At 35.8% G+C, this 25284-nt stretch carries 26 protein-coding genes; 18 read left to right on the top strand and 8 right to left on the bottom strand.

Annotation, left to right across the window (positions count from 1 at the left end; all coding sequences use genetic code 11):
* The first annotated feature begins 18 nt into the window (after positions 1–18).
* The 5 genes from F5ESL0260_RS05020 to F5ESL0260_RS04995 all read left to right on the top strand — a co-directional run bounded on the left by F5ESL0260_RS05020 (position 19) and on the right by F5ESL0260_RS04995 (position 7084).
* Positions 19–2259 carry a bifunctional (p)ppGpp synthetase/guanosine-3',5'-bis(diphosphate) 3'-pyrophosphohydrolase gene (locus tag F5ESL0260_RS05020; RefSeq protein ID WP_110446137.1) on the top strand — a complete coding sequence of 747 codons (2241 nt, stop codon included), beginning with the start codon at positions 19–21 and terminating at the stop codon, positions 2257–2259.
* Positions 2259–2696: a D-aminoacyl-tRNA deacylase gene (gene dtd, locus F5ESL0260_RS05015; protein ID WP_122026110.1), complete on the top strand. Its 438-nt coding sequence runs from the start codon at positions 2259–2261 to the stop codon at positions 2694–2696. Before F5ESL0260_RS05020 ends, dtd begins: the two co-directional genes overlap by 1 nt.
* A 270-nt stretch (positions 2697–2966) precedes the next feature.
* Complete coding sequence (gene hisS, locus F5ESL0260_RS05010) at positions 2967–4253, top strand: histidine--tRNA ligase (RefSeq protein ID WP_122026109.1); 1287 nt, start codon at positions 2967–2969, stop codon at positions 4251–4253.
* A 2-nt stretch (positions 4254–4255) separates the two neighbouring features.
* Positions 4256–6106, top strand: a complete 1851-nt coding sequence (aspS, locus tag F5ESL0260_RS05005; RefSeq protein WP_122026108.1) for an aspartate--tRNA ligase — start codon at positions 4256–4258, stop codon at positions 6104–6106.
* A 477-nt stretch (positions 6107–6583) separates the two neighbouring features.
* Positions 6584–7084, top strand: coding sequence for an NUDIX hydrolase (locus F5ESL0260_RS04995; protein WP_122026106.1), 501 nt, complete (start codon positions 6584–6586; stop codon positions 7082–7084).
* 52 nt (positions 7085–7136) lie between these two features.
* Here F5ESL0260_RS04995 and tpx read toward each other — a convergent pair whose 3' ends face one another.
* Positions 7137–7631, bottom strand: a complete 495-nt coding sequence (gene tpx / locus F5ESL0260_RS04990) for a thiol peroxidase (protein ID WP_122026105.1) — start codon at positions 7629–7631, stop codon at positions 7137–7139.
* Positions 7632–7715: 84 nt separating this feature from the next.
* Complete coding sequence (locus tag F5ESL0260_RS04985) at positions 7716–8900, bottom strand: aminotransferase class I/II-fold pyridoxal phosphate-dependent enzyme (RefSeq protein ID WP_122026104.1); 1185 nt, start codon at positions 8898–8900, stop codon at positions 7716–7718.
* Positions 8901–9044: 144 nt separating this feature from the next.
* Between F5ESL0260_RS04985 and msrB the strand changes: the two genes are divergently transcribed.
* Positions 9045–9476, top strand: coding sequence for a peptide-methionine (R)-S-oxide reductase MsrB (gene msrB, locus F5ESL0260_RS04980; RefSeq protein WP_046324884.1), 432 nt, complete (start codon positions 9045–9047; stop codon positions 9474–9476).
* Positions 9477–9525: 49 nt separating this feature from the next.
* Here the strand turns inward: msrB and F5ESL0260_RS04975 are convergent, their stop codons facing one another.
* The 3 genes from F5ESL0260_RS04975 to F5ESL0260_RS04965 form a co-directional block, all read right to left on the bottom strand.
* Entirely contained in the window at positions 9526–10404 is an 879-nt protein-coding gene (locus tag F5ESL0260_RS04975) for a YitT family protein (RefSeq protein ID WP_046324883.1), read from the bottom strand.
* A 150-nt stretch (positions 10405–10554) separates the two neighbouring features.
* Positions 10555–11091: a peptide-methionine (S)-S-oxide reductase MsrA gene (gene msrA / locus F5ESL0260_RS04970; protein ID WP_122026103.1), complete on the bottom strand. Its 537-nt coding sequence runs from the start codon at positions 11089–11091 to the stop codon at positions 10555–10557.
* Between the two features lie 150 nt (positions 11092–11241).
* Positions 11242–12069 carry a pyruvate, water dikinase regulatory protein gene (locus F5ESL0260_RS04965; RefSeq protein WP_122026102.1) on the bottom strand — a complete coding sequence of 276 codons (828 nt, stop codon included), beginning with the start codon at positions 12067–12069 and terminating at the stop codon, positions 11242–11244.
* 164 nt (positions 12070–12233) lie between these two features.
* On the opposite strand from F5ESL0260_RS04965, the gene rpsU reads away from it, so the two are divergent.
* The 10 genes from rpsU to rpoD all read left to right on the top strand — a co-directional run bounded on the left by rpsU (position 12234) and on the right by rpoD (position 22341).
* The gene (gene rpsU, locus F5ESL0260_RS04960; protein ID WP_009560161.1) at positions 12234–12410 is read left to right on the top strand and encodes a 30S ribosomal protein S21; all 177 of its coding nucleotides are present in this window, start codon (positions 12234–12236) and stop codon (positions 12408–12410) included.
* Positions 12411–12548: 138 nt separating this feature from the next.
* Positions 12549–12992 carry a GatB/YqeY domain-containing protein gene (locus F5ESL0260_RS04955; protein WP_046324880.1) on the top strand — a complete coding sequence of 148 codons (444 nt, stop codon included), beginning with the start codon at positions 12549–12551 and terminating at the stop codon, positions 12990–12992.
* 24 nt (positions 12993–13016) lie between these two features.
* Positions 13017–13967, top strand: coding sequence for a PhoH family protein (locus tag F5ESL0260_RS04950; protein WP_110446122.1), 951 nt, complete (start codon positions 13017–13019; stop codon positions 13965–13967).
* 5 nt (positions 13968–13972) lie between these two features.
* Positions 13973–14497: an rRNA maturation RNase YbeY gene (gene ybeY / locus F5ESL0260_RS04945; RefSeq protein ID WP_122026101.1), complete on the top strand. Its 525-nt coding sequence runs from the start codon at positions 13973–13975 to the stop codon at positions 14495–14497.
* Positions 14497–15405, top strand: a complete 909-nt coding sequence (gene era, locus F5ESL0260_RS04940) for a GTPase Era (protein ID WP_122026100.1) — start codon at positions 14497–14499, stop codon at positions 15403–15405. The genes ybeY and era overlap by 1 nt, the downstream gene beginning before the upstream one ends.
* 1 nt (position 15406) lies before the next feature.
* Positions 15407–16162, top strand: a complete 756-nt coding sequence (gene recO / locus F5ESL0260_RS04935; RefSeq protein WP_122026099.1) for a DNA repair protein RecO — start codon at positions 15407–15409, stop codon at positions 16160–16162.
* 243 nt (positions 16163–16405) lie between these two features.
* Positions 16406–17323: a glycine--tRNA ligase subunit alpha gene (gene glyQ, locus F5ESL0260_RS04930; protein ID WP_046324875.1), complete on the top strand. Its 918-nt coding sequence runs from the start codon at positions 16406–16408 to the stop codon at positions 17321–17323.
* A complete protein-coding gene (gene glyS, locus F5ESL0260_RS04925; protein WP_122026098.1) occupies positions 17316–19382 on the top strand; it encodes a glycine--tRNA ligase subunit beta in 2067 nt (688 codons plus the stop codon). The genes glyQ and glyS overlap by 8 nt, the downstream gene beginning before the upstream one ends.
* Positions 19383–19397: 15 nt before the next feature.
* Entirely contained in the window at positions 19398–21206 is a 1809-nt protein-coding gene (dnaG, locus tag F5ESL0260_RS04920) for a DNA primase (RefSeq protein WP_122026097.1), read from the top strand.
* A 13-nt stretch (positions 21207–21219) separates the two neighbouring features.
* Entirely contained in the window at positions 21220–22341 is a 1122-nt protein-coding gene (rpoD, locus tag F5ESL0260_RS04915) for an RNA polymerase sigma factor RpoD (protein WP_084619548.1), read from the top strand.
* A 44-nt stretch (positions 22342–22385) separates the two neighbouring features.
* Here rpoD and F5ESL0260_RS04910 read toward each other — a convergent pair whose 3' ends face one another.
* From F5ESL0260_RS04910 to F5ESL0260_RS04900, 3 genes are all read right to left on the bottom strand, one after another.
* Positions 22386–22622 (bottom strand): hypothetical protein, encoded by a 237-nt coding sequence (locus F5ESL0260_RS04910; protein ID WP_147444117.1) that lies wholly within the window; start codon positions 22620–22622, stop codon positions 22386–22388.
* A gap of 56 nt (positions 22623–22678) precedes the next feature.
* Positions 22679–22969, bottom strand: coding sequence for a hypothetical protein (locus F5ESL0260_RS04905; RefSeq protein ID WP_046324872.1), 291 nt, complete (start codon positions 22967–22969; stop codon positions 22679–22681).
* Positions 22970–23099: 130 nt separating this feature from the next.
* Positions 23100–23540, bottom strand: a complete 441-nt coding sequence (locus tag F5ESL0260_RS04900) for an 8-oxo-dGTP diphosphatase (protein ID WP_122026095.1) — start codon at positions 23538–23540, stop codon at positions 23100–23102.
* A gap of 266 nt (positions 23541–23806) precedes the next feature.
* Between F5ESL0260_RS04900 and F5ESL0260_RS04895 the strand changes: the two genes are divergently transcribed.
* Together F5ESL0260_RS04895 and F5ESL0260_RS04890 are read left to right on the top strand one after the other, a co-directional pair.
* Positions 23807–24490 (top strand): class I SAM-dependent methyltransferase, encoded by a 684-nt coding sequence (locus F5ESL0260_RS04895; RefSeq protein ID WP_122026094.1) that lies wholly within the window; start codon positions 23807–23809, stop codon positions 24488–24490.
* Positions 24483–25280, top strand: a complete 798-nt coding sequence (locus tag F5ESL0260_RS04890; RefSeq protein ID WP_122026093.1) for a Nif3-like dinuclear metal center hexameric protein — start codon at positions 24483–24485, stop codon at positions 25278–25280. Before F5ESL0260_RS04895 ends, F5ESL0260_RS04890 begins: the two co-directional genes overlap by 8 nt.
* Positions 25281–25284: the final 4 nt, after the last annotated feature.

Below are 25284 nucleotides of genomic sequence, written 5' to 3'. Positions count from 1 at the left end.
TTAGAAGGGTCGATTTATATGTCAAAGTACATTGAAATGACACATGAGCAGGTGATAGATACCTGTAAAAAATATATGAATGATGATCAAATTGCATTTGTCGAAAAAGCTTATGAATTTGCTGCAAACGCGCATAAAGAACAAAAAAGAGCTTCAGGACAACCCTATATTGTTCATCCTACTCAGGTTGCCGGTACACTTGCTAATTTGAGTCTTGACCCTGACACTGTCGCTGCAGGCTTTTTGCATGACACTGTAGAAGATACGCCAGTTACAAATGATGATATAAAAGAAAAATTTGGCAAAGATGTTGCCTTTATTGTTGATGGTGTTACTAAACTAAATAAATACCAGTATAAATCACACCAGGAATTTTTAGCTGAAAACCACAGGAAAATGCTAATAGCAATGGCTAAAGATATCCGGGTAATTATGGTTAAACTGGCTGATAGACTTCATAATATGCATACTTTAGAGCATCTGCGTCCCGATAAACAACGCAGAATTGCTTCTGAAACAATGGATATTTATGCACCTTTAGCAGATCGTCTGGGTATTGGAACAGTTAAATGGGAACTTGAAGATATGAGTTTTCATTATTTGAATCCTAAAGCTTATTATCGCATTGTTAATTTAATGAGTCTCAAGCGTAGTCAAAGAGAAAAATATATTCAAGATGCTATCAAGACGCTTAAGGAAAGCTTGGACAGTTTAGGAATTAAATATGAAATATATGGCAGACCCAAGCACATCTATTCTATTTATAAAAAGATGGTTAACAAACATAAGGATTTTAATGAAATCTATGATTTGTTAGCTGTACGGGTTATCGTTAAAACAGTTAAGGACTGTTACGCAGTGCTAGGAGCTGTTCATACGAAATGGAAGCCAATGCCTGGCCGTTTCAAAGACTACATTGCTGTTCCCAAAGTAAATGGCTACCAGTCTCTTCATACGACTATTATTGGTCCTGGCGGCCGCCCACTTGAGATACAAATTAGAACTGAACAAATGCATGAAATTGCCGAATATGGTGTTGCCGCCCACTGGGCTTATAAAAGAGGTAATTTTAAGGGTGTAGAACAGACCAGTTCAAATGAAAAATTGGATATGGTGCGCGAAATTTTAGAATTAAAAGACGAAACTCAGGATGCTGATGAATTTATGAAAAGCGTTAAGAGTGAAATCTTTTCTGATCGCGTTTATGTTTTTACTCCCAAAGGTGAAGTTTATGAACTGCCAAAAGGGTCAGTAACCTTGGACTTTGCTTATGAAATTCATACTCAGGTTGGCAGTCATGCTGTTGGAGCTAAAGTTAACGGTAAATTGGTACCTTTAGACTATAAGCTGAAAAACGGCGATGTCATTGAAATTATGACACAATCAAATGCGACGCCATCTCGTGATTGGGTTGATTTGGTTAAGACTTCTCGTGCTCGCAATAAAATTAGGCGGTATTTTAGAAACCTTGACCGGGACCACAGCATCGAGCAGGGTCAGCAAATGGTTGCTGATAAATTGCGTGATCAGGGACTTTCACCAAAAGAATTCATGTCTAAAGATCATATCGAGCCACTTTTGGAACAAATTAATTATCATACTGCTGATGAGATGTATGCCTCAATCGGCTTTGGTGATCTTTCCGCTATTGGTGTAGTTAATAGGCTGACAGCTGATATACGCCATGAAAACGAGAAAAAGAAACAAAAGCAGCTAGAAGAAGAAATTCTTAACTCTGGGCAAAAATCTGTCTCGGAAACTACAACCACTAAAAAAGATTCTAAAGCAATGAAAATCAAGCATAAAAATGGTGTCATGATTCAAGGAATTAGTGACTTGATGCTTCATTTAGCTAAGTGTTGTAATCCCGTCCCGGGAGATGAAATTGTTGGTTACGTTACTAAGGGCCGCGGGGTGACTATTCATAGAACAGATTGCCGTAATATCGTTAATAACGATGATAGCCAGGGCAGATTGATTGAAGTTCAATGGGAAAATGTTGAAGAAAACAGTGCTCAAGCATTTAATGCCAATATTGAAGTTTTTGGTTACAATCGCGGAAAGCTGCTTACTGACGTCATTACCAAATTAAATACACTGACACCAAATATTAATAATATTTCAGGTAAAGTAAATGAAGATAACATTGCTCATATTTATGCGACAGTTGCAGTTAATAATTCTGCACAATTAGACGGAATTTTATCAAAATTAAGAGATATTCCTGATGTTTACCAAACAAGGAGGGCTGATAATTAATGCGAATTGTCGTCCAAAGAGTAAATAATGCCAGTGTCAAAATTGCAGGCAATACGGTTGGCCAAATTAATAAAGGCTTGTTATTGCTGGTTGGCTTAAAAGAAGGCGATGGAGTAGAGCAGATTAAAAAGGCCGCTAATAAGATAGCCAAAATGCGAATTTTTGAAGATGAAAATGGCAAAACCAATTTGGCAATTAAAGATGTTGGCGGACAAATCTTAAGCGTGAGTCAATTTACTTTATTAGCTGACACTAAAAAAGGTAATCGACCAAGTTTTATCAAAGCTATGAAACCACCAAAATCCGCGGAATTATGGGAGCATTTTAATGAAGAGCTCAAAAAGCAGGGCTTAACTGTTGAAACCGGAGAATTTGGTGCAGATATGCAGGTTGATTTACAAAATGATGGTCCTTTTACTATTGTGTTGGACTTGTAAAAATTAGGCTTAACTGCACTACAGGTTGACTTTTTGCCTGGAAAACTATAAGCTAAAAAAGAATTATCAATGACAAAGACTGAAGTATAGTTTTTAATTTCAGAGACCGTCTGTTTTGCTGAGAAGACGGAAAATAAACTAACTGTGACCCCTTTACCAGATAATAAGCGCATCGCGAGCGTTATTCGCAGCAGGTAAAAGGTGGTACCGTGCTAATTCAGAGCGCCCTTGATTTATTCAAGGACGTTTTTTTATTAAAAGGATGATTAAATGAGAGTTCAAAGACCTAAAGGGACAGTTGATATTTTGCCAGACGAATCTGGTTCATGGGAAAAAGTAGAACAAATATTGCGTGATTTTTTTAAACAAGCAAATTACCGGGAAATTCGGACACCGAGTTTTGAAAATTATAGCGTTTTTGCTCGTTCAAGTGGTGAGACATCGGATGTCGTTGAAAAAGAAATGTATGACTTTAATGATAAAGGCGGCAGGCATATTGCTTTACGTCCCGAGGGAACAGCTGGAGTAGTTAGAGCTTATGTAGAAGATAAACTTTATGCTCCTGAAGTGGTTAAGCCTTTAAATGTCTACTATATCGAGTCCACGTTTCGGTATGAAAGGCCTCAGGCAGGCCGCCAGCGTGAGTTCCATCAAATTGGTATAGAAAGTTTTGGCTCGGATAATCCTTTAGCTGATGTAGAAACAATTGTTTTAGCACATGATTTATTAGCCAAACTGGGTGTCAAAAATTATGAATTGCATATTAATACCTTAGGAAACGCCAAGGTTCGTCAGGATTACCATGATGCTTTAGTCAATTACTTTACACCTTTTAAAGATCAGCTTTCAGATGACTCAAAAAGGCGGTTAGAAAAAAACCCTTTACGTATTTTAGATTCCAAAGATGACCAGGATAAGCAATTTTTACCTGGCGCCCCCCGAATAATTGACTATTTAGATGAGGAATCAAAGGCTAATTTTGATCAGATTTTGGAAATGCTGGACCAATTGGACATTAGTTATGTGATAGATAATGATTTAGTTCGCGGACTTGATTATTATACTGGCGTCATTTTTGAATTTATGGTCGAAGATAAAAGTATTTGGGAATCTGCCTCAACCATTTTAGGTGGTGGTCGTTATGATAACTTAGTTAAGGAATTTGACGGACCAGTTACACCTGCTGTTGGTTTTGGTATCGGAGAAGAACGGTTAATGCTGGTATTACAAAAACAAAACCCAGCATTGTTTGCGGATCAGGGCATTGATTTCTTCATTACTAATATCGGTCAAGAAACACAAATAAAAACTGTTGAAATTGCTCGTTTGTTGCGTAAAAACGGACTAAAGGCGCAATATGATGTTGACCAAAAGAAATTAAAGGCGCAATTTAAAAAGGCTGACAGGGCAAATGCAAAATTTGTTATTACTCTTGGAGCTAAAGAATTATCCGACGGAGTTTTAAATGTTAAGCGCCTTTCTGATGGGCAAACTTTCAAGTTCAGTTTTGATGATCTTGAAAATATGAATACAATAATGAAACAATTAAAGGAATAAAAATGAAGCAAGTAGAAAAAAGAACTGATTATTGTGGCAATATTACCCCCCAATATCTTAACCAAGAAGTAAACTTATATGGCTGGGTTCAGCGCGTGCGAAACCTTGGTAACTTGGTATTTATTGATTTGCGCGATCGAGAGGGTATAGTTCAGGTAGTTGTTAATCATGATTCAGGTCAAGACTTGATGACTACCGCTGACGCACTGGGAAATGAATTCGTTATTCAAGTTAAAGGAAAAGTAGTCAAACGCTCCAGTATTAACCCAGATATGAAAACTGGTGAAGTTGAAATTGACGCTAAAGAAATTATTATTTTGAATAAAGCAAAGAACCCACCTTTTGAAATAAAAGATGATGTTGAAGTTGCTGAACAAACCAGATTAAAATATCGCTATTTGGATTTACGCAGACCAAGCCTGCAAAACGCGATTATTTTGCGTTCAAAAATATTGCAAGCCACGCACGAATTTTTTGATCAAAACGGCTTTATCGATATTGAAACACCAATATTAGGAAAATCTTCTCCCGAGGGAGCGCGAGACTATTTAGTTCCTTCCAGGATTTATCCGGGTAGTTTTTATGCATTACCGCAATCTCCTCAACTTTTCAAGCAATTATTGATGGGTGCAGGCTTTGATAAATATTATCAATTGGCAAGATGTTTTAGAGATGAAGATTTGCGCGGTGATAGACAGCCTGAGTTTACGCAAATTGATATGGAAACGTCTTTTACTGATGAGCAACAGGTGCAGGACTATACCGAAGGCCTATTAAAGAAAATTATGAAAGATGTAATGGGGATTGATTTAAAAACACCTATTGCACGCATTTCTTGGACTGATTCAATGAATAAGTATGGCACTGACAAGCCTGATATTCGTTTTGGCATGCTGATTCACGATTTAAGCTCTGTGTTTAAAGATAGTGATTTTAAAGTGTTTTCTAGTGCTATTGCTAATGGTGGTTTTGTCAAAGGAATTGCAGTTAGAGGCGGCGCACAAAAATATTCTCGTAAACAAATTGAGAAAAAGCAAGACTATATTAAGCGCTATCATGCAAAGGGTCTGGCTTGGGTTAAATTTGAAGATGGAGAATTTTCTGGACCAGTTTCACGCTTTTTAACTGCCGAGAATAAATCCGCATTAATTAAAGAGTTTAATTTAAAAGGTGGGGAATTAGTAGTATTTATTGCTGATAAATGGAAAGTTTGCTGCGATTCACTTGATCACTTGCGTCGTGAATTTGCAAAAGAAACTGATATTATACCTAAGCACGTATTTGATTTTATTTGGGTAGTGGACTGGCCATTATTTGAATACGATGAAGGCTTCGGTAGATGGATTGCTGCACATCATCCATTTACAATGCCGGATGACGAAGGCATCAAGCTTCTTGATACTGAACCACATAAGGCTCATGCGCGTAGCTACGATATAGTTATGAATGGTGACGAGCTTGGTGGGGGCTCCATTCGTATTCACAAACGGTCAATTCAGGAAAAAATGTTTAAGGCTCTCGGTTTTACTAAAAAGCGTGCCTATGAACAATTTGGTTATTTGCTAGAAGCCTTGGACATGGGATTTCCACCTCATGCTGGTCTTGCCATTGGACTTGACCGTTTTGCAATGCTTCTTGCAGAAAAAGACAATATTCGTGATGTTCTAGCATTTCCAAAAAACGCTAATGCATCTGAACCAATGATGCATGCTCCCGCACCTGTATCTGATCAGCAATTAAGTGATTTGGGCATAGTTGTCGAAGATAAGTATCATGATGATGTTGCAAAGATTGAAGCTAACTTAAGAGCACAGGCTGAAAAAGACGCCGCTCAAAATACTACTTGGGATTAGCAAATTTAAATATATTTTTAATTAGAGCACAAAAGCTGTGAAGAAATTTTCACAGCTCTTGTGCTTTTTTATTTGTCCTCATTCAATTTTGCTTGAGGACATTTTCTTATGATGTAGCGCTTTCACAGACTTATATAATAAAAAAAATCAGGATAAATTATGCGATAAAAATATTGTTGCTTTAAAGGATGAACAGGGACCTGGAATTGGTGCCGCTATGATTGCAGCAATGGGGTGCCGTTGGTTTAAAGACTGGAATAGCTGCATCAATGTATTTGTAAAATATAATGAAATTATCGCGCCAGATCCACATAATACTGCCCTTTATCAAAAATACTATCACTTATATCATAAAATATATAATTCTATTGCTCCTCTGGCCAGAGCTGCAACTAGGCTCTAAATAAAATTGCTTTGAGTATTAAATAATGAGAGAATTATTATTCAGTTATTATTTTTATACTAGGAGGATAATTTATGACGGATAAATTTCATCGTGCTTTCGGGTGTTATGGTATTATTGGTGATCAACAAAGTTTAGTTGTTATCAAAAAAGAGGGTGGGCCTTATATAAATCGGTATGACTTGCCGGGCGGTAGTTTGGAAGATGGGGAGCCATTAGACCATACGGTTAAGCGAGAAGTTAAGGAAGAAACTGGATTAATTGTGCAAGACTATGACCAAATTGGTGTTACCTCATTTAGATATCCTTGGGACTATGAACAATGGCATTTTAATCAACATATCTGTGTTTTTTATAAAATCAATAAGTTTAGTGGTAATTTACAAACTACAGTTAAACAGTTTACGGGGCAAGATTCTTTAGGAGCTGTATCAGTTCCTCTAGAACAGCTCAATCTGGCAAATTCTTCACCTCTGGTATTAAAGGCAAAAGAGATTTTGTTAAAGCCAGATAAGTTTGACTTAGCAGACCAAACTTTTGCTAATTGGATTGTACTAGATCACCCAGTTTTTTAAACTAAAAAAGCGGTTAAGGAAATTTTCCTTAACCGCTTCTGTTTATTCATATTTACCGCAAATTCTGTAAAAATGCAAGTGCTTTGGCATAATTAGGTTCATTGGTTAACTCATGAATAAGTTCTTGGTACAAGACTTTTCTATTTGCATCTACAATCCAGATACTTCTAGAATCAAATTTCGTAGCTTCAATAAACAAACCCATTTTTTTGCCGAAGTCAAAACTCTCGTCTGACAAAAGCTCCATTTTTGATACACCCTCTGCAGCACACCAATTTTTCTGTTCTTCTGGAGTATTGGTGGAAACAGTATAGAAATTAATACCATCAAAATTATCCACTTCGCTGTTAAAGCGTTTAGTGGAAATACTGCAGACGCTAGTATTGATATTAGGTACAACACTAATCAGTGTAACCTTATTAACCAAATCAGTGGTTGATGCAGATGAACCATCTGACCTTTTTACCTTAAAATCTGGCAGTTGCTCGCCAATTTTGATTGGTTCTCCATTAGTTGACAGCGGCTCACTTTTCATTGTTACTTGCATAATCGTTACCCTTTCTCAAAAATAAAAACATTTACCAATTAAAGTTTAACCTATCGCAGAATAGTAACTCAATAAATCAGCTTTTTAATTACTTTCAGTATAGCTACTGATACGTTTAATAGCTTCTTTTAAGTTTTCTTCAGACGAAGCATAGGATAAGCGTACGTATCCTTGACCACCAGCACCGAAATAACTGCCTGGTGTTACGCCAACCTTGGCTTTTTCAGCTAAATCACTGGCAAACGCCACATCATCACAGCCAAATTTACTGGGAATTTTAGCAAAAATATAAAATGCCCCTTCAGGAGTAGCCATAGTGTAGCCATTTTTCTCAAGTCCATCCTGAAGCAGATGCATGCGTTTTTGATATTTTTCTCGCGCGGCAACATAGTCCTGATCTCCATAATTCAAAGCCTCTGTGGCGGCTGCTTGAACATTGTCAGTCACTGCGGAAATTAAAAATGAGTTCACCTTTATCATTGATTTCATTAACTCAGCAGGTCCAGCTATATAGCCTATACGCCAGCCAGTCATGGCAACACTTTTTGAAAGCCCCGATAATAAAACAGTTCTTTCAGGAATGAATTGTGTCAATGAATAATGCTTTTTTTGACCATAAATTAATTCAGCATAGATTTCATCACTGACAGCGAAATTGTCGTATTTGGTAATAACAGCTGCTAATTCTTGCAAGTTTTTCTTTGAATAAACTCGGCCTGTTGGGTTAGACGGATCAGTGATAATAACAGCCTTTGCGCCTTTTCCTTCATTTTCCAAAGTTTCCGTTAATTTTTCTGGAGTTAAAAGAAAATGATCATTAGAAGTATCTACTTGAACTGGAATTCCACCAGCCATTTTTATGATTCCGAAATAGACTCCCCAAACGGGGGTAGGTACGATTATTTTTTCACCGGGATTGAGTAAAGTCATAGCGGCAATATTCAATCCTTCAGAAACTCCAACCGTCGCACAGAGTTCACTTTTGGGATCATATGTAACACCTAAGCTTTTTGCTAGATATTTGCTAACAGCTTCCAGGTATTTTTCTTTTCCAGCTTCAGGAGCATAATGAGAGTCATCATTTTTAATGTCCTCAATTGCCGCTCTTTTTATGTGTTCTGGGGTATTTAAGTCAGGTTCACCAATAGTCAATTTTATAATTCCAGGTATTGTGGAAATTTTTTGATTGAAGGATCTGATCGCTGGATTAGGTATACTACTAATTTTCGAATTAATTTTTGTTGATAAATTTTTTGCTAATGTTGGCATAAAAAGAACCTTCCTTTTTTTATTGAAACCATATTATAACCCAGTATGTTTCTAAATAAAATTAAGAAAAAGTGTTTTTTATAAAGTTTTAGTTTAGTGTGTTATCCCAAATTTTGTTATAGTTAATTAAGGAGCGTGAGATAAATGGATCAAGATCAAAAAGCCAAAAGGCTAAAAGAACTAACACCAGACCAATTTCAAGTTACTCAAGAAGCAGCAACAGATTATCCTTTTAGAGGAAAATATGATGATTTTTACCAAAAAGGAATCTACGTTGATATTGTCTCAGGAGAGCCTTTGTTTTCAAGCGAAGATAAATATGATGCGGGTTGCGGGTGGCCTAGTTTTACCCGGCCAATCAAGAAATTGGTTTATCACCGTGATCAATCACACAATATGGAAAGAACTGAAGTTAAGAGTCCAGAAGGTGATTCACATTTGGGACATGTCTTTGATGATGGACCCAGTGATAAAGGAGGGCTCAGATATTGCATTAACTCCTCTGCTTTAGACTTTATTCCTTTTGATCAATTGGAACAAAGAGGATATGGTGAATACCGTAAACTTTTTAAATAATAAAAAATATGTAAAAAGACCTGATGTCAAAATCAGGCCTTTTTACTACTTAAACTATTTCTTGTTCCTTAAAACTGCCATAAACTCGTTCTACTTCGGTAACACTCATAAAAGCATAAGGATCGCTTTTTTTAACAATATGTAAAACGTCATACATATCATATCTATCAATAACTGTAATGAGAACTTTTTTCTCGTTATGGCTGTATGCACCTTCAACATCATGAAAGATAGTGATGCCCCGGTGCATTTTTTCCTGAATACCATCAATGATTGTTTTAGGCTTTTCTGTAACAATAGTGACCTGTAATTTTTGATGTTGGGTGTATACAGCATCAATTACGCGACCATTGATGAAAATTGTCAAAGCTGAATAAAGGGCACGGGTCCAGCCGAAAGCAAAACCGGCAGCAGCAATAATAATCAGGTTAATTAAAATACTGATTTTACCGTAACTAGTACCCGTTTTCCTTTGAATCACTATTCCAATGATATCCAGTCCGCCAGTTGAAATACCATTCTTTAGAGCAAAACCTGTTCCTAGTCCGTTGATCATACCACCAAAAATAGCACAGACAAGGGGGTCAATATGCATATTTACTGGTTGAATGACTCTCATCATAATTGAACCAAGAATGACAGTAATAATGGTAAAGAAGGTAAATTTATGGCCAATCTTTATCCACGCTAAAAGAAGTAGGGGCAAGTTAAGAACAAAGTAGAGGACTGAAGTTGACAAGGTAAAGGGCAAAAACCGCTCACTCATAGTGTTAATCAATTGTGCAAAACCAGTAACCCCCGAAGAGTACATGTGGCCGGGTGTCCAAAAGAAATTTAAAGCTACGGCAACCGCTAATGAATAAAAAAAAGATGCAGAAATTTTTGATAGTAGGTTATACCGCCGATTGAACGCGTCAAGTTGATCCATTGTTAATAAATCCTTTTTATTAAGCACTCTAATTAATTTTTATAAAATAATAAAATACTAGTTTTCATATTAAATATAAAAACTAGTATTTTTCTTAAGTATACTAACACAACTACGTAAAATTTAAAGCACTTTTGGGCAAAACTTTGATTAATTCTGCCAATGTTTTTTTATGAAATCTGCTCTGCCACCAGACTCTTCAAGATTGTACCGGAAAGGATTTTTTTTGTAAAAATCCTGATGGTAATCTTCTGCCGGATAAAACGGTTTAGCAGGTTCAATTTGAGTAACAATGGGGTCATCAAATTTGCCGCTATTTTGTAAAGCTTCTTTTGAATTTTCAGCTGCTTCTTTTTGAGCAGGGGAATTATAAAAGATTACTGGACGATAGTTATCTCCACGATCCTGAAATTGTCCGCTTGCATCTGTAGGATCCGTTACTTGCCAATAGTAGTCCAATAATTTCTGATACGACATAATTTCAGGATCAAAAGTTATTTCCACTGCCTCTGTATGACCAGTAGTTCCAGTGCAAACTTGCTCATAAGTAGGATTTGGGACATGACCTCCTGTATATCCAGAAATCACTTTCTTAATTCCAGGCAGTGAATCAAAAGGTTTAACCATGCACCAGAAGCACCCACCAGCGAAAATCGCAGTATCTAGTTTTTTATTGTTTGCTTGCATAATTTGGCCCTTTCTATGAACTAAAAGCTGTTATTACCTACTTCTATTTTATTTTTTGAGCCACCTTACTGCAATTAATCAGCCTCGATATTCTTAAACTCGGCGCTTTATTAAATAAGCCCTTTTCAGCTTAAAATATGTCCCTAGATATTACTTTTGTACTCCTAAATGATTCATAATAATAGCTGCTGTTTCTTCAATTGAGCGGTGTGCAACATTAATTACAAAACAGCCTAATTTACCATAAAGCTTTTGTGCAGAATCCAATTCCTTTTTAATCGCATCGGTATTAGAGTAAGATGTATCAGGACTCAAGCCATAAGAAATCATTCTTTCCCGCCTAATTTCATTTAAAACGGATAAATCGTTAGTCAAACCGATAATCTTTTTAGGATCAATTTGATATATTTCCTTAGGAATATGGGTGTCAGGCACCAGCGGTAAATTCGCTACCTTCAAATTTTTGTTTGCTAAAAATAAAGATAAAGGCGTTTTTGAAGTCCTTGAAACTCCCAGCAGAACAACATCTGCTTCCAAAAACCCTTTAGGATCCTTCCCATCATCGTACATTACAGCAAACTCCATTGCAGAAATCCGATCGAAGTATTTTTGGTTCATTTTGTGTTGTGCACCAATTTTTTGCTCAGGTTTAAGACCAGTCAATTTTTGGATAGACTCAATTGCAGGTGATAAGATATCTACACTTTGTATGTGATGTTCTCTGACGAAACGAATAACTGGTATTTGCATTTCATCTTTTACCAAGCTGTATATAAGTAACAAATTAGGGTATTGTATTATCTCTTCAAAAGTCTCCTCTAATTTTTCCTTATTGATTATGAAAGGATATCTTCTGTAAGTGATTTGTGCGTCAGGAAATTGTGCTGCGGCAGCTACAGCATTATTAAACGCTGTATCTCCGGCAGAATCTGAAATAATTATAATGTTAACTTCTTTTTTTAGTGTCTCTTCAGCCATCATTTACTCCTTTTTTAATTTATTATACAATTTAACAAAAGTCATTAACAGGTTAACTTTTTTCTAAAAAATATTGAACGTTTGTATTGACCGATTGTTGATGTTTGATATAATTTAGTTAAATGTATGACGGTAACGTCAAGAAATGGAAGGAGGGATCACATATGGCCAAGACAGTCGTTCACGAAAACGAGTCTATTGATGATGCTCTTCGTCGTTTTAAACGTTCCGTTTCTAGAAGCGGTACTCTACAAGAATACCGTAAGCGCGAGTTCTATGAAAAACCTAGCGTTCGTAGGAAACTCAAGTCTGAAGCAGCTCGTAAACGTAGACATTATTAATTATAAACGACTTTTATCAAAAGATAGAAGTCGTTTTTTTCATTACAAATATCAAAAGTTTAAGGCATTATTTAATTTAAACTAAGCTTCAAATTTGATATAATTTACCTAGACTTTACACAGAAAGAGGGAATTTATTTGAGTTTGTCTGAGCAAATAATGTCAGATATGAAAGACGCAATGAAAGCACGTGATAAAGTAAAATTAAACACAGTGCGTATGATAAAAGCAGCTTTGATGAATGAAAAGATTAAAGCTGGTCATGATTTAACCGCTGATGAAGAACTGACAGTTCTCAGCAGAGAAAAGAAGCAGCGTGAAGAATCAATTGCAGAATTTACTAAGGCTAATAGAGACGACTTAGTAGGAGAAACCAAACAGGAATTAGCTATTGTTGAAAATTATCTGCCCAAGCAAATGACAGATGAAGAGCTCAACCAGGCTGTTTCCCAAGCAATTTCTGAAACTGAAGCTAAGGGCAAGTCCGATTTTGGCAAAGTGATGAAAGCTTTGATGCCCAAAATAAAAGGTAAAGCTGATGGTAAAGCAGCTTCTAATGCGGTGCGTAAGCAGTTAAGTTAAACGCAAGAAAAGGAGCAGAGTTATTTGGCCCAAACCAATTTTATTCCTAAAAATCCTGAAAATATCCAAAAACTAGTTGGAGTTAATGATAGTAATTTGAATCTTTTATCAACTGGCTATAATACTAGTGTAATTGACACTGGTAATAGCATTGCCATTCAGGGTGAAGATAAAAATATCAAGAAAGTATCAGCTGTTCTGCAGGCTTTGGATAATGTAGTTAATGCCAATATCAACATTGGTCCCGCTGATGTTGTGAGTGCCATGAAAATGGCCGATAAAGGTACTACGGAATATTTTCCTGACTTATACAAAAAGATTTTAATTCGGGATGCTAAAGGCAAACCGATTAGAGTTAAAAATATGGGTCAGAAAAAGTATGTAGAAGCAATTGAAAAAAATGATGTTGTATTTGGTATTGGTCCTGCTGGTACTGGTAAGACATTTATAGCGGTGGTATGTGCAATTGCTGCTTTTAAAAGAGGAGAAGTTTCTAGAATTGTATTAACTAGGCCTGCTGTTGAAGCAGGAGAGTCATTAGGCTTTTTACCTGGTGATTTAAAAGAAAAAGTTGATCCTTACTTAAGGCCAATCTATGACTCTCTTTATGCTATATTAGGAACAAATACTACTGATCATTTAATGGAACGGGGAGTTATTGAAGTAGCTCCTTTGGCTTATATGCGCGGACGCACTTTGGACGATGCTTTTGTGATTTTAGATGAAGCTCAAAATACCACTGATGCTCAAATGAAAATGTTTTTAACAAGACTGGGTTTCAATTCAAAAATGATTGTTAACGGTGATATGACTCAAGTTGATCTTCCTGGAAAACAACGTAGTGGATTAATTGATGCCCAGAGAATTTTAAAAAATATTGCTGAAATAAAATTTATTTGGTTTTCAGCTAACGATGTTGTTCGTCATCCGGTTGTTGCCAAGATTATTAATGCATATGAAAAGGAAGATAAATAAAATTAATGAACCCAATTGATATTACTTTCAATGATGAAGTTGGTTTTCTTGATGATAAAACGCGTGATTGGAAGAAATGGATTAATGACCTTCTTTTGCTTGCTAAAAATGATATTGCTAAAAAGAATAACTTGGAAATGAGTATTAATTTCGTTGATGAAGAGAAAAGCAATGAAATTAATAAGAAATATCGTGACAAAGACAGACCGACTGATGTTATTTCGTTTGCCATTGAAGATGGTGAAGACCTGTTGGATTACAGTACATTTGAAGACGATCCAGAATTCAGTGAGGATATAGGCGATCTATTTATGTGTCCGAGTGTAATTATGCGTCATAGTAAGGATTATGGTACAGGTTGGGACCGTGAATTTGGTTATACCTTGGTCCACGGCTTCCTGCATCTTAATGGGTATGATCATATTAAACCAAATGAAGCAAAATTAATGTTTAAAATTCAGGGTAAAGTTTTAGAAGAATATGGGTTGCCACTATATCCGGATCAACTTGATGAAGGCAGAGGAAAATAATGACTGATGATATAAAAAATAAATCTGGTTTTGTTGCTTTATTAGGAAGACCTAATGTTGGTAAATCTACCCTAATGAATTATTTAGTAGGTCAAAAAGTTGCTATTACCTCAAGTAAACCTCAGACTACGCGTAACAAGATTTCTGGCATTTTAACCACTGATGATATGCAGGCGGTTTTTGTTGACACTCCCGGTATATTTAAGCCCCACCTTGATTTAGATAATTATATGGATAAAGCCAGCTTGTCTAGCTTAAACGATGTCGATCTCATTTTATTTATGGTTGAACCAGAAAAAATGGGCAAAGGTGATGCTTATATTACTGATTTGTTGAAAAAAGCGAAGGCTCCAGTTTTGCTTCTTATTAATAAAGTAGATCAGGTTAATCCCAACGCACTGTTGCCAATTATTGATCAATACCGTCAACTGGACATTTTTAAGGAATTTTTGCCAGTTTCTGCAACGCAGGGAATAGGGATTAGTGATCTGATTCAGGTGTTGCATCAATATTTACCTGTAGGACCTAAATATTATGGAACAGATCAAATAACTGATCGCCCTGAATATTTCATGGTAGCAGAATTAATTCGTGAACAAATTTTAAACCTGACTGCTGAAGAAGTTCCTCATGCTACTGCTGTTTGGGTCGAACAAATGAATAAGCATGAAAATAATAAACTGCAAATTGAAGCTACCATCTATGTTGAAAAGAATGGTCAAAAAGGAATTATTATTGGCAAAAGCGGAAAGATGCTGAAGCAGATTGGCATTAATTCCCGACATCAAATTGAAGATTTGTTAGGTGAAAAAGTCAATTTGCATCTCTGGGTTAAAGTTCAACATAATTGGCGTTCTGATCCACGCTTTTTAAAGCAAATAGGCTATAATCCCAAGGATTTTAGCTAAAATGGCACGACAATTAAAAGAAGTGCAGGGAATTATTTTTAAAAGGCAAAAATACCGTGAGGCAGATTTATTGGCAAAAATAATGACCAAGAATAACGGAATAATTACTCTACTTGCTCATGGAGCACTTAAGCCAAAATCAAAACTAGGTGCATCTTTACTTAATTTTTCCTATGGCACTTATGTCATATATTTTACTGGTCACGGTCTAAGTACGCTCAGAACTTATAAAGACGTCAGTCAATTTGATGGCCTGTTTAGTGATTTAACTAAAAATGCATATGCTTCTTTTATCCTTGATTTGATAGATCATGCTTTTATTGAATATCAAAATCTGGGTAAATACTATAATCTGGCAAATTTTGCGTTACAAAAAATTAACGCTGAAACTGATCCTGAAATGATCACCCAAATTGTGCAAATGCAATTATTGCAAGCTTATGGCGTTGAGCCAGAAATGCGTCATTGCGTTATTTGTGGTAAAGAACAAGGCGAATTTGATTATTCCATTAAAAGTGGTGGCATTTTATGTAGTCAACATTTTGATACAGATCCTGGCCGATTACATTTAAAACCAAAGGAAACTGCTGTTTTAAGAACGATCTTTTTACTTCCTTTTGAACGGTTAGGCGACATCAAAATAAATACTGCTACCAAAACGGCGACCCGTAAGGCTATTGACCGCATATATCAGGAAACAATTGATCTTAACCTCAAAACTAAAAAGTTTTTAGATGAACTTAAATTAAACGAGTGAGTCTTCTGCTTCACTGAATTTTATGGTAAAATAATAATGTATTTTGGCGATAATGAGGATAAAAAAAGTACCTGTTAAGCGAGTGCTAAACAGTGGGAGAGCATCTGGGAAAAGGCACCTCTAGTCAATTTAATTAAGAGCAGGAATTATTTCCTGAATTAGGGTGGAACCGCGATTAAATCTCGTCCCTATGCATGTTTTGCATAGGCTTTTTTTATGGTCTGATGCAGGAAGGAAATATAAATGGCAAAGAAAAAATTAACTATTCAAGATATGGTTTTTAAATTAGAAAAATTTTGGTCTTCAAAGGGCTGCATGGTAATGCCCTCTTACGATGTTGAAAAGGGAGCAGGAACAATGAGTCCCTATACTTTTTTACGCGCTGTGGGACCAGAACCATGGGCTGCATGTTATGTCGAGCCATCAAGACGTCCGGCTGACGGTAGGTATGGTGATAACCCTAACAGATTGTTTCAACATCATCAATTCCAAGTGGTGATAAAACCTGCACCGGAAAATATTCAACAATACTACTTAGACAGCTTAAAAGAACTAGGTATCAATACACTTGAGCATGACATTAGGTTTGTAGAAGACAACTGGGAAAACCCTTCAATGGGCTGTGCCGGTGTTGGTTGGGAAGTTTGGCTTGATGGAATGGAAGTAAGTCAGTTTACTTATTTTCAAACCGTTGGTGAACTTGATGTTAAACCCACAATGAGTGAAATTACCTACGGTGTGGAACGATTAGCTTCATATATACAGAATGTCAACTCTGTTTTTGACCTAGAGTGGGGCAATGGCGTTTTGTACCGTGATATTTTTAAAGAAGCTGAATATGAGAACTCCAAGTATGCTTTTGAAGAATCAAATCAGGAAGATCTTTTACAATTTTTTGATGTCTATGAAAAAACAGCTAAAGAATTAATCGGCTTAAATTTAGTTCAACCGGCATACGATTATATTTTAAAATGTTCACACACTTTTAACTTGCTTGATGCCAGGGGAGCTGTTTCAGTTACTGAAAGAGCGGGTTATTTAGCTCGAATTAGAAATTTAGCTCATGAAGTAGCGGTATGTTTTGTAGAAGAACGTGAAAAAAGAGGCTTTCCGTTATTGAAAAAAGCAGAAGATAAGAAAGCAGGACTTGAAAATGGCTAAAGATTATTTATTTGAAATTGGTACTGAGGAAATGCCGGCTCATGTTGTTGAACGGAGTGTTAAACAGCTTGCGCAAAGAACAGAAAAGTTTCTTAAAGAAAAAGGTCTTAACTTTAAATGTACTAAAACTTTCTCAACACCTCGGAGATTAACTGTTTTAGTTGAAGATTTAGCAGAAAAACAAGAAGATATTGATGAAATAAAAAAGGGACCGGCAAAGAAAATTGCTCTTGATCAAGATAAGAATTGGACCAAAGCCGCACAGGGATTTGCCCGTGGACAGGGAATGACCACTGACGATATCTACTTTGACAAATTAAAAGGTACAGAATATGCCTACGTGCATGTAAAAAAAGAGGGTAAAAAAACAAGTGATATTCTTTTGGGAATGAGTGAAATCATTAAGTCTATGACTTTTCCCACAAAAATGCGGTGGGATTCTCACGATTTCGAATTTGTCCGTCCTATTCACTGGCTTGTTTCACTATATGGCAGTGATGTAATACCCGTAAAAATTCTTGACATTACAGCTGGTAGAAAGACGGCAGGGCATCGTTTTCTGGGAGATAGCGTAGTTTTAGCCAATAGTTCCGATTATGAAGATGCGTTAAAAGATCAGTTTGTGATTGTTGACGCAAATAAACGTCGGAAAATGATCATTGACCAAATGAATAAATTGGTTAAGAAAAATAATTGGCAAATTAAACCTGATGAAAGTTTACTTGAAGAGGTAACAAATTTAGTTGAATATCCTACTGTTTTTGCAGGTTCTTTTGCTAAAAAATATTTGCAGATGCCCAAAGAAGTTCTTATCACTTCGATGAAGGATAATCAGCGTTACTTTGAAGTCTATGATCAAAATGGAGAATTAATTAATCATTTTATTGCTGTGCGCAATGGTAATAAAGATTACTTAGAAAATGTGGTTTCAGGAAATGAAAAGGTCTTGGTAGCACGACTTGATGATGCACAATTCTTCTATGATGAAGACAGAAAATATCCTTTAAGTCACTTTGTACAAAAATTGGACAATGTTTCGTTTCATGACAAAATTGGCTCAATGTCTGAGAAGATGAAGCGTGTCAATATCATTGGTGATTTCTTAGCAAAAAGATGGCACCTAGATAAGCAAGTTGTCAGTGATTTCGATCGTGCTAGCCAAATATATAAGTTTGATTTGGTAACTCAAATGGTAGGAGAATTTGCTGAATTGCAAGGTGTCATGGGCAAGCATTATGCCAAATTGGCTGGTGAAAAGGATGATGTTGCCGCAGCAATTGCAGAGCATTATATGCCAACCACTTCTGAAGGAAATTTGCCCAAAACAACTGTTGGCTCCTTGTTATCTATAGCAGATAAATTAGATACTATAATTACTTTCTTTGCTGTGGGTATGATCCCTAGTTCATCCAATGATCCCTACGCTCTTCGCCGCTATGCTTATGGTATTGTTCGCATTTTAATAAACCAGAGTTGGTCATTACCTTTTAATGATGTCTTACCAGAGATTGTGTCGGCTCTTGAAAATCAAACTCCGGCTAAGCTGCCTAAAAAAGCTGAGCAGGAAGAAGAGATTTCTTTATTTATTCGTGATCGTATTAAACAGTACTTACAGAAAAATAATTATAAATATGACATAATTGATGCAGTTTTAGCTTCAAGTCAGCAGGATCCAATACAAATTTTAGCTGCAGCAAAAGTTTTGCAATTACATCATGATGATGATAAATTCAAACCAGTAGTTGAAAGTTTAATTAGAATTAATAATATTTTGAAAAAGGCAAAATATAAAGGTAAGAATATTGTTAACAAGGACTTATTTGATAATGATACCGAAACCCAACTTGCCGAGGGCGTTAATGATTTAAGTAAAATTGAAAAATTAGCAGATCTTTATGACGGATTTGTGAAATTACAGCCTGTAATCGATCTTTACTTCGAAACTAATATGATTATGGCTAAAGATGAAGCTGTTAAAAATAACCGTTTAGCACAGCTAAGTGATGTGGCACAACTTTCAAAACGATTAGGTGATTTAAGCAAATTAGTCATTAAATAAAAAGTAGGTGCAAAGATGGCCGGTCTTATACCTGAAGAAACTATCGCTAAAGTTCGTAATAATGTCAATATTGTAAATGTCATAAGCCAGTATGTTTCTCTAGAAAAGAAAGGCAAAGATTATGTTGGTCTTTGTCCATTTCATGAAGAAAAAACCCCTTCTTTTACTGTTAATGAAGGGAAACAATTTTTTAAATGCTTTGGCTGTGGCAAAGGTGGTAATGTGTTTTCTTTTCTAATGTATAAAGAAAATCTTACATTTCCTGAAAGTGTTCAAAAAGTTGCTGATTTTGGTCATATTGATATCGGGCAATATAATAACCAAAAACCAAAGTTTTCCAATATTTTAATAAAAATTAATGAGGAGGCTGCCGATTTTTATCATAAAGTATTAGTTTCAACAAATGCTGGTAGACCAGGATATAATTATGCCAAAAAGCGTGGTCTTAATGATGAAATAATCGCTCATTTTCGTATTGGTTATGCTCCTAAACAAAACAATTTGCTTTTGACTTATTTAAGAGACCAGAAATTTAAAGATGAAGATTTGGCTGAGAGTGGCTTATTTGTGCAATCTCAGACTGGTGAATTACTTGATCGCTTTAGAGATCGGCTGATGTTTCCTCTCACTGATGAAGGCGACTATGTGGTTGGATTTTCTGGTAGAAGGCTTTCGCCAGATAAAACAGAAGCTAAATACATTAATAGTCCTGAAACCAAAATTTTTACTAAATCTAAAACTCTTTTTCATTTTGCGGAAGCAAAAAAAGCAGTCCGCAGTGAAAAGCATTTAATTTTGTATGAAGGATACATGGATGTAATTGCGGCCTATAAAGCAGGAATTAAATCTGGTATAGCTTCTATGGGAACCAGCTTGACTGATCAACAAATATATATGTTACGCAGGATCACTAAAAACATCATCATTAATTATGACGGAGATGATCCAGGAATTCATGCTGAAGAACGTGCAGCGAGAATGTTTAATAGCATTGGTGGCTTTAATTTAGGGATAGTAGTTCTGCCAGAAAAGCTGGATCCTGATGAATATGTAAAGAAATATGGTTGGGAAAAATATCAGGAAGAAGTTAAAGGTGCTTTAACTCCTACAGACTTTTTTCTTAAAAGGTTGGCTCAAAAATATAATTTAGCAAATGACCGGGAAAAATTGGCTTATCTCGACGAAGCAGTGAAAGAAATTGCTCAGTTGTCTAATCCAGTAGAACAAGATTTATATTTGGACAAGATTTCACAACAACAAGGTGTTTCGAAGGATTCACTCAAAGTTAATTTTACCAAATATCGCAGACAGCAAAATGCGGCTAGAAGGCACCAAAACAATTATGGTGTGCAACCTGAAGAAGCAAATAATAATTATCCTGATTCTCCTGTTGAACCTGAACAGAATTATAGTAAAAATGATCCTGTTCAAACTCGGTTATTATATTTATTTATTCATTCAAAACATGCTCGTGAATATTTATTATCACATCAATTTTTATTTCCAGACTCTAAATATCAAAAATTAGCGGAATTATGGTTAAATTTTAGTGAAAATCAAGAAAATCCGGGAGTTAATAGTTTTTTAGATTTTATTCCTAGTGAACTTCAAGGTATAATAGTTAATGCTGAAATGACAGACATGCCCCAGGATTTTTCAGACCGCGAAATCGATGAGCAAATTAATGCTTTAAACAGGCGTAAAATTGATTTTAAATTGCAGCAACTAATGAATGATTTACAAGATGCTAAACGTAAAACTGATACGGATGAAATATTAAGTATTACTCGTAAAATTTTGCAGTTAAAAAGGATCCAGGGTTAAAGGGGGGCTTATTGTGGTAGAAAATGGAAAAACCGCTAACACCGAAAAATTATCTTTAGACAAAATGGTCAAAAAGGTAGTTAAAGATGTTAAAAAAGATAAATCTATTACTGAAAAAGAATTCGTTGCTCAATTGATTAAGCCCTATAAACTACAGGGAAAAGCAGTTGACCAATTAGTTCAGGAATTTGAAGATAATGGCATTAGCATTGTTGACGAGAAGGGTAATCCTTCGAGATTAGCTTTAAAAAAGCAAAAAGATGTTGAAAAGGCTGAATTAAAAGATATGTCGGCACCTTCAAGTGTCAGAATGAATGATCCAGTCAGAATGTATCTGAAAGAAATCGGCCGCGTACCCTTACTAAATGCTGATCAAGAAATTTCTTTGGCAAAAAGGATTGAAAAAGGTGATGAAGAAGCTAAACAAGAATTGGCTGAAGCCAACCTTCGTTTAGTGGTTTCTATTGCTAAACGTTATGTAGGTCGTGGCATGTCATTTTTGGACCTTATCCAGGAAGGTAACATGGGTCTGATGAAGGCAGTAGATAAATTCGATTACAGCCTCGGTTTCAAGTTCTCAACTTACGCAACTTGGTGGATTAGACAAGCTATCACCCGTGCTATCGCCGACCAAGCTAGAACTATCAGAATTCCGGTCCACATGGTTGAAACAATTAACAAGTTGATTAGAATTCAGAGACAACTGTTGCAGGACTTAGGACGTGAACCAACTCCTGAAGAAATCGGGGCAGAAATGGACATGCCTACTTCTAAAGTTAGGGACATTTTAAAAATTGCACAAGAACCAGTATCTTTGGAAACTCCTATTGGTGAAGAGGATGATTCACATTTAGGTGACTTTATTAAGGATAAGGATGCAACTAGTCCTGAACAACATGCTTCATACGAAATGCTCAAAGAACAATTAGAAGAAGTGCTTGACACTTTAACTGATCGCGAGGAGAATGTTCTTCGCTTGCGTTTTGGACTTGATGATGGTCGAACTAGAACACTTGAGGAAGTTGGTAAAGTGTTTGGAGTTACGAGAGAGCGTATTCGTCAAATTGAAGCTAAAGCTTTACGTAAACTAAGACATCCAAGTAGGTCAAATCAATTACGTGATTTCCTAGATTAATTAGCCAAACAAAAGACAAGATTTTTCAAATCTTGTCTTTTTTATTAGCTAAAAGTTAATTCGCTAGCAGCATGATTATTTTCTAGTCCCCATTGCTGCAAATTATATGCGATAACACTTTTTCGCTTACCTGATAATAAGAAGAAAGCAAAAGCCAAATAGATCAAAGTGGTAATAAAGAGATATTCCCAGTCAAAGATATGGGGTACTGTCATAACTGTTGAGCCAGTAGCTAGGAAGGCTAGTATATCATAAACTGCATGATAGCCCAAATTAACCAAAAAAGAACCTGTATACAAATAAACTGCAGCAAAAACAATACCTGCGGAAAACGCATTTATAATTTGCTCAAATTATTATTTATTTTCCACCATGGTAGTTCTGCCTTAGGAACTAGCATAACCAGTTCATACAAAGTAAGAGGAGTTAACAAACAGATAAAGTTCTTAGTATTAAAAACTTTGTTAAAACCTGCTCCGATTTTGTGAAGTACCAAAAAATATATTTGGACTTTAACGGCTTGAAAATAATGATTAAATTGGACTATTTGCTTAAAGATGTTTTCGCGTAGAAGGGTTAGTTGCAGAAGAACCATGATAAACAAAGTTAGCAAAATTATTAGGGCCATAATTCTGCTTTTAGTCAGGGCTTAATAGATAAAAATAATCCAGGTACCATAATAATCAGAATTTCTTGGACTACTATTTGTCCTAAATGCTAACGCTTAATTGCTGGTTCAGAAAGCATTTCGATACTTCTTAAAATAATTCATCCCGTTTACCGTCCAAGATATGCTCATCAATATCTTCGTTAAAGTATACCAGCAAGTCGCGGTCAAAATTATATGCTAATTCATGTTGGAAAAGTTCTTCTTTAGTCATCCACGTCAATTTGCCTTCCCTTGAGGCTTTGACTGTGCCAGTGAATTCAGTCGCTATATAAAAAAGAACAAGATAGCGGTGATCATTTTCATCATAAAATTGCTTAATGCCACATAGGCGAGGGTTTTTGATATCTAAATTTGTTTCTTCTTTAACTTCCCGCACCACTGATTCATAAAAAGATTCATGATCTTCAACATGGCCACCTGGAAAAGTAAGTCCTGGCCAAGAGGGGTCATTACGATTCAACACTAATATTTTATTCTTGCTTTTAATCATACACATATTCGTTAAAGTAACTGGTTCGGTTCTATCCATTAAATGAAATATCTCTTTCTTTTAAGTCTTACATTAAATTATAAAATAGGAATTTAGAAAGAAAAAGAAAATTTTTACACTTTGTTTTAATATAGCAAGCAAAGATTTTTGCTTTAGTTCTAAATGAAGCTAACAGATGTATCAGCGCTGTCAGAACGCCAGATTGCTTTAGAAACTAATAATAAGAGTAGCTAAATTTATTATTTTATTTTTATCTTATAAAAAGCATTATGCTAAAATTCTATTATAAAGAAAGTAGGATGAGGATGAATTTACGATTAAGTACTTTAGCACAAATGGTTGATCAAGGAGCCCGTGTAGCAGACATTGGAACAGATCACGCTTATTTACCGATCCAATTAGTAAAAGAGGGTAAAGTGGATTATGCTATTGCCAGTGATGTAGCAGCTGGGCCTTTAGAAAATGCTGAAAAAGATATCATTGCTGCTGGCTTAAAAAACAAAATTGAAACTCGTTTAGGATCTGGACTTGAAACAATTAGCGCCAAAGACAGAATTGATACAGTGGTAATTGCCGGTATGGGTGGCAAGTTAATGACCAATATTTTAAACGAAGCTTGGTCAAGAAATTTTCATTTTGCTACATTAATTTTGGAGCCTAATGTGGGGGAGCCGGGTGTGCGTGAATGGCTTTCAGCACATAAGTATCAAATTATTAACGAAAAAATTATCGCTGAAGCCGGGCATATATATGAACTGATTAAGGCACAAGAGCTGGAAAATACTATCAGTTTAACTGACCGGCAAATATTTTTTGGACCTGAAATTCTAAAAGAAAAAAATCAAGTTTTTTATCAAAAATGGCGTGATCAATTAGCTTACCATCAAAGGCTGCTAACTAATTTAAATAAGGCCCAGGAAAAAGATGGGGCACATATTAAGCAAATTGAGTATGAAATAAAAATGATTGAGGAAGAAATAAATGACTAAAGTAGAGGATATAGTTGCCGTTTTAAGGCAACACTTTCCAGAAGAAATAGCTAGCCAAGGTGATCCAATTGGCATCCAAATAGGCTCACTTGAGCAAAATGTCACTAAAATAATGACCACCTTAGATGTCAGACCACAAGTGGTGGACGAGGCAGTGCAAAATGGTGTTGACTTGATTATCAGTCATCATCCCTTGATGTTTCGCCCCGCTCCAAACTTGGATTTTGCCAATCCCCAATATGCTATGTACGGTAAAATAATTGCTCATGGCATTACGGTCTATTCTATACATACTAATTCAGACAAGGCTGAAGATGGTTCAAGCGACTGGCAAGCTGAAGAGTTGGGTTTGAAAGACGTTGAACCGTTTTGTCCAGACGATGATGGAATTGCCATAGGACGCAAGGGGAGATTGCTTCAACCACTATCTGCTGAAGAATTTGCTTATTACGTCAAAGACAAGATGCAGGTAAAAATGGTAAGATTAATTACTGCTGATAATCAGCAGACTATTTCTTCAGTTTGTTTTATCTGCGGTGATGGCGGCAAATATTGGCATCAAGCAGTAGAAGAGAATATTGATGCTTTTATTACAGGAGATGTTTATTACCATACAGGCCATGATATGATTTCTGCCGGTCTGACGGTAGTTGATCCGGGTCACTACACTGAAAAGATTTTTAAAGAAAAAATTTATCAAAAATTGCTTGAATGGAATAAAGAAAACTCTTGGAATGTCGAAATTACCCAATCTGAAGTATCAACTAACCCATTTCAAGATTTATTTTAATTAA

Source organism: Lactobacillus sp. ESL0260 (assembly GCF_003692935.1).
Lineage (GTDB): Bacteria > Bacillota > Bacilli > Lactobacillales > Lactobacillaceae > Lactobacillus > Lactobacillus melliventris.
Note: the sequence above shows the minus strand (reverse complement) of the source record. Positions and strands in the feature narration are given on the sequence as shown.

Bases quoted from the DNA above. Each gene is read 5' to 3' on its own strand.
- F5ESL0260_RS05020 (WP_110446137.1), top strand. From the start codon at position 19: ATGTCAAAGTACATTGAAATGACACATGAGCAGGTGATAGATACCTGT.
- dtd (WP_122026110.1), top strand. From the start codon at position 2,259: ATGCGAATTGTCGTCCAAAGAGTAAATAATGCCAGTGTCAAAATTGCA.
- hisS (WP_122026109.1), top strand. From the start codon at position 2,967: ATGAGAGTTCAAAGACCTAAAGGGACAGTTGATATTTTGCCAGACGAA.
- aspS (WP_122026108.1), top strand. From the start codon at position 4,256: ATGAAGCAAGTAGAAAAAAGAACTGATTATTGTGGCAATATTACCCCC.
- F5ESL0260_RS04995 (WP_122026106.1), top strand. From the start codon at position 6,584: ATGACGGATAAATTTCATCGTGCTTTCGGGTGTTATGGTATTATTGGT.
- tpx (WP_122026105.1), bottom strand. From the start codon at position 7,631: ATGCAAGTAACAATGAAAAGTGAGCCGCTGTCAACTAATGGAGAACCA.
- F5ESL0260_RS04985 (WP_122026104.1), bottom strand. From the start codon at position 8,900: ATGCCAACATTAGCAAAAAATTTATCAACAAAAATTAATTCGAAAATT.
- msrB (WP_046324884.1), top strand. From the start codon at position 9,045: ATGGATCAAGATCAAAAAGCCAAAAGGCTAAAAGAACTAACACCAGAC.
- F5ESL0260_RS04975 (WP_046324883.1), bottom strand. From the start codon at position 10,404: ATGGATCAACTTGACGCGTTCAATCGGCGGTATAACCTACTATCAAAA.
- msrA (WP_122026103.1), bottom strand. From the start codon at position 11,091: ATGCAAGCAAACAATAAAAAACTAGATACTGCGATTTTCGCTGGTGGG.
- F5ESL0260_RS04965 (WP_122026102.1), bottom strand. From the start codon at position 12,069: ATGGCTGAAGAGACACTAAAAAAAGAAGTTAACATTATAATTATTTCA.
- rpsU (WP_009560161.1), top strand. From the start codon at position 12,234: ATGGCCAAGACAGTCGTTCACGAAAACGAGTCTATTGATGATGCTCTT.
- ybeY (WP_122026101.1), top strand. From the start codon at position 13,973: ATGAACCCAATTGATATTACTTTCAATGATGAAGTTGGTTTTCTTGAT.
- era (WP_122026100.1), top strand. From the start codon at position 14,497: ATGACTGATGATATAAAAAATAAATCTGGTTTTGTTGCTTTATTAGGA.
- recO (WP_122026099.1), top strand. From the start codon at position 15,407: ATGGCACGACAATTAAAAGAAGTGCAGGGAATTATTTTTAAAAGGCAA.
- glyQ (WP_046324875.1), top strand. From the start codon at position 16,406: ATGGCAAAGAAAAAATTAACTATTCAAGATATGGTTTTTAAATTAGAA.
- glyS (WP_122026098.1), top strand. From the start codon at position 17,316: ATGGCTAAAGATTATTTATTTGAAATTGGTACTGAGGAAATGCCGGCT.
- dnaG (WP_122026097.1), top strand. From the start codon at position 19,398: ATGGCCGGTCTTATACCTGAAGAAACTATCGCTAAAGTTCGTAATAAT.
- F5ESL0260_RS04905 (WP_046324872.1), bottom strand. From the start codon at position 22,969: ATGGCCCTAATAATTTTGCTAACTTTGTTTATCATGGTTCTTCTGCAA.
- F5ESL0260_RS04900 (WP_122026095.1), bottom strand. From the start codon at position 23,540: ATGGATAGAACCGAACCAGTTACTTTAACGAATATGTGTATGATTAAA.
- F5ESL0260_RS04895 (WP_122026094.1), top strand. From the start codon at position 23,807: ATGAATTTACGATTAAGTACTTTAGCACAAATGGTTGATCAAGGAGCC.
- F5ESL0260_RS04890 (WP_122026093.1), top strand. From the start codon at position 24,483: ATGACTAAAGTAGAGGATATAGTTGCCGTTTTAAGGCAACACTTTCCA.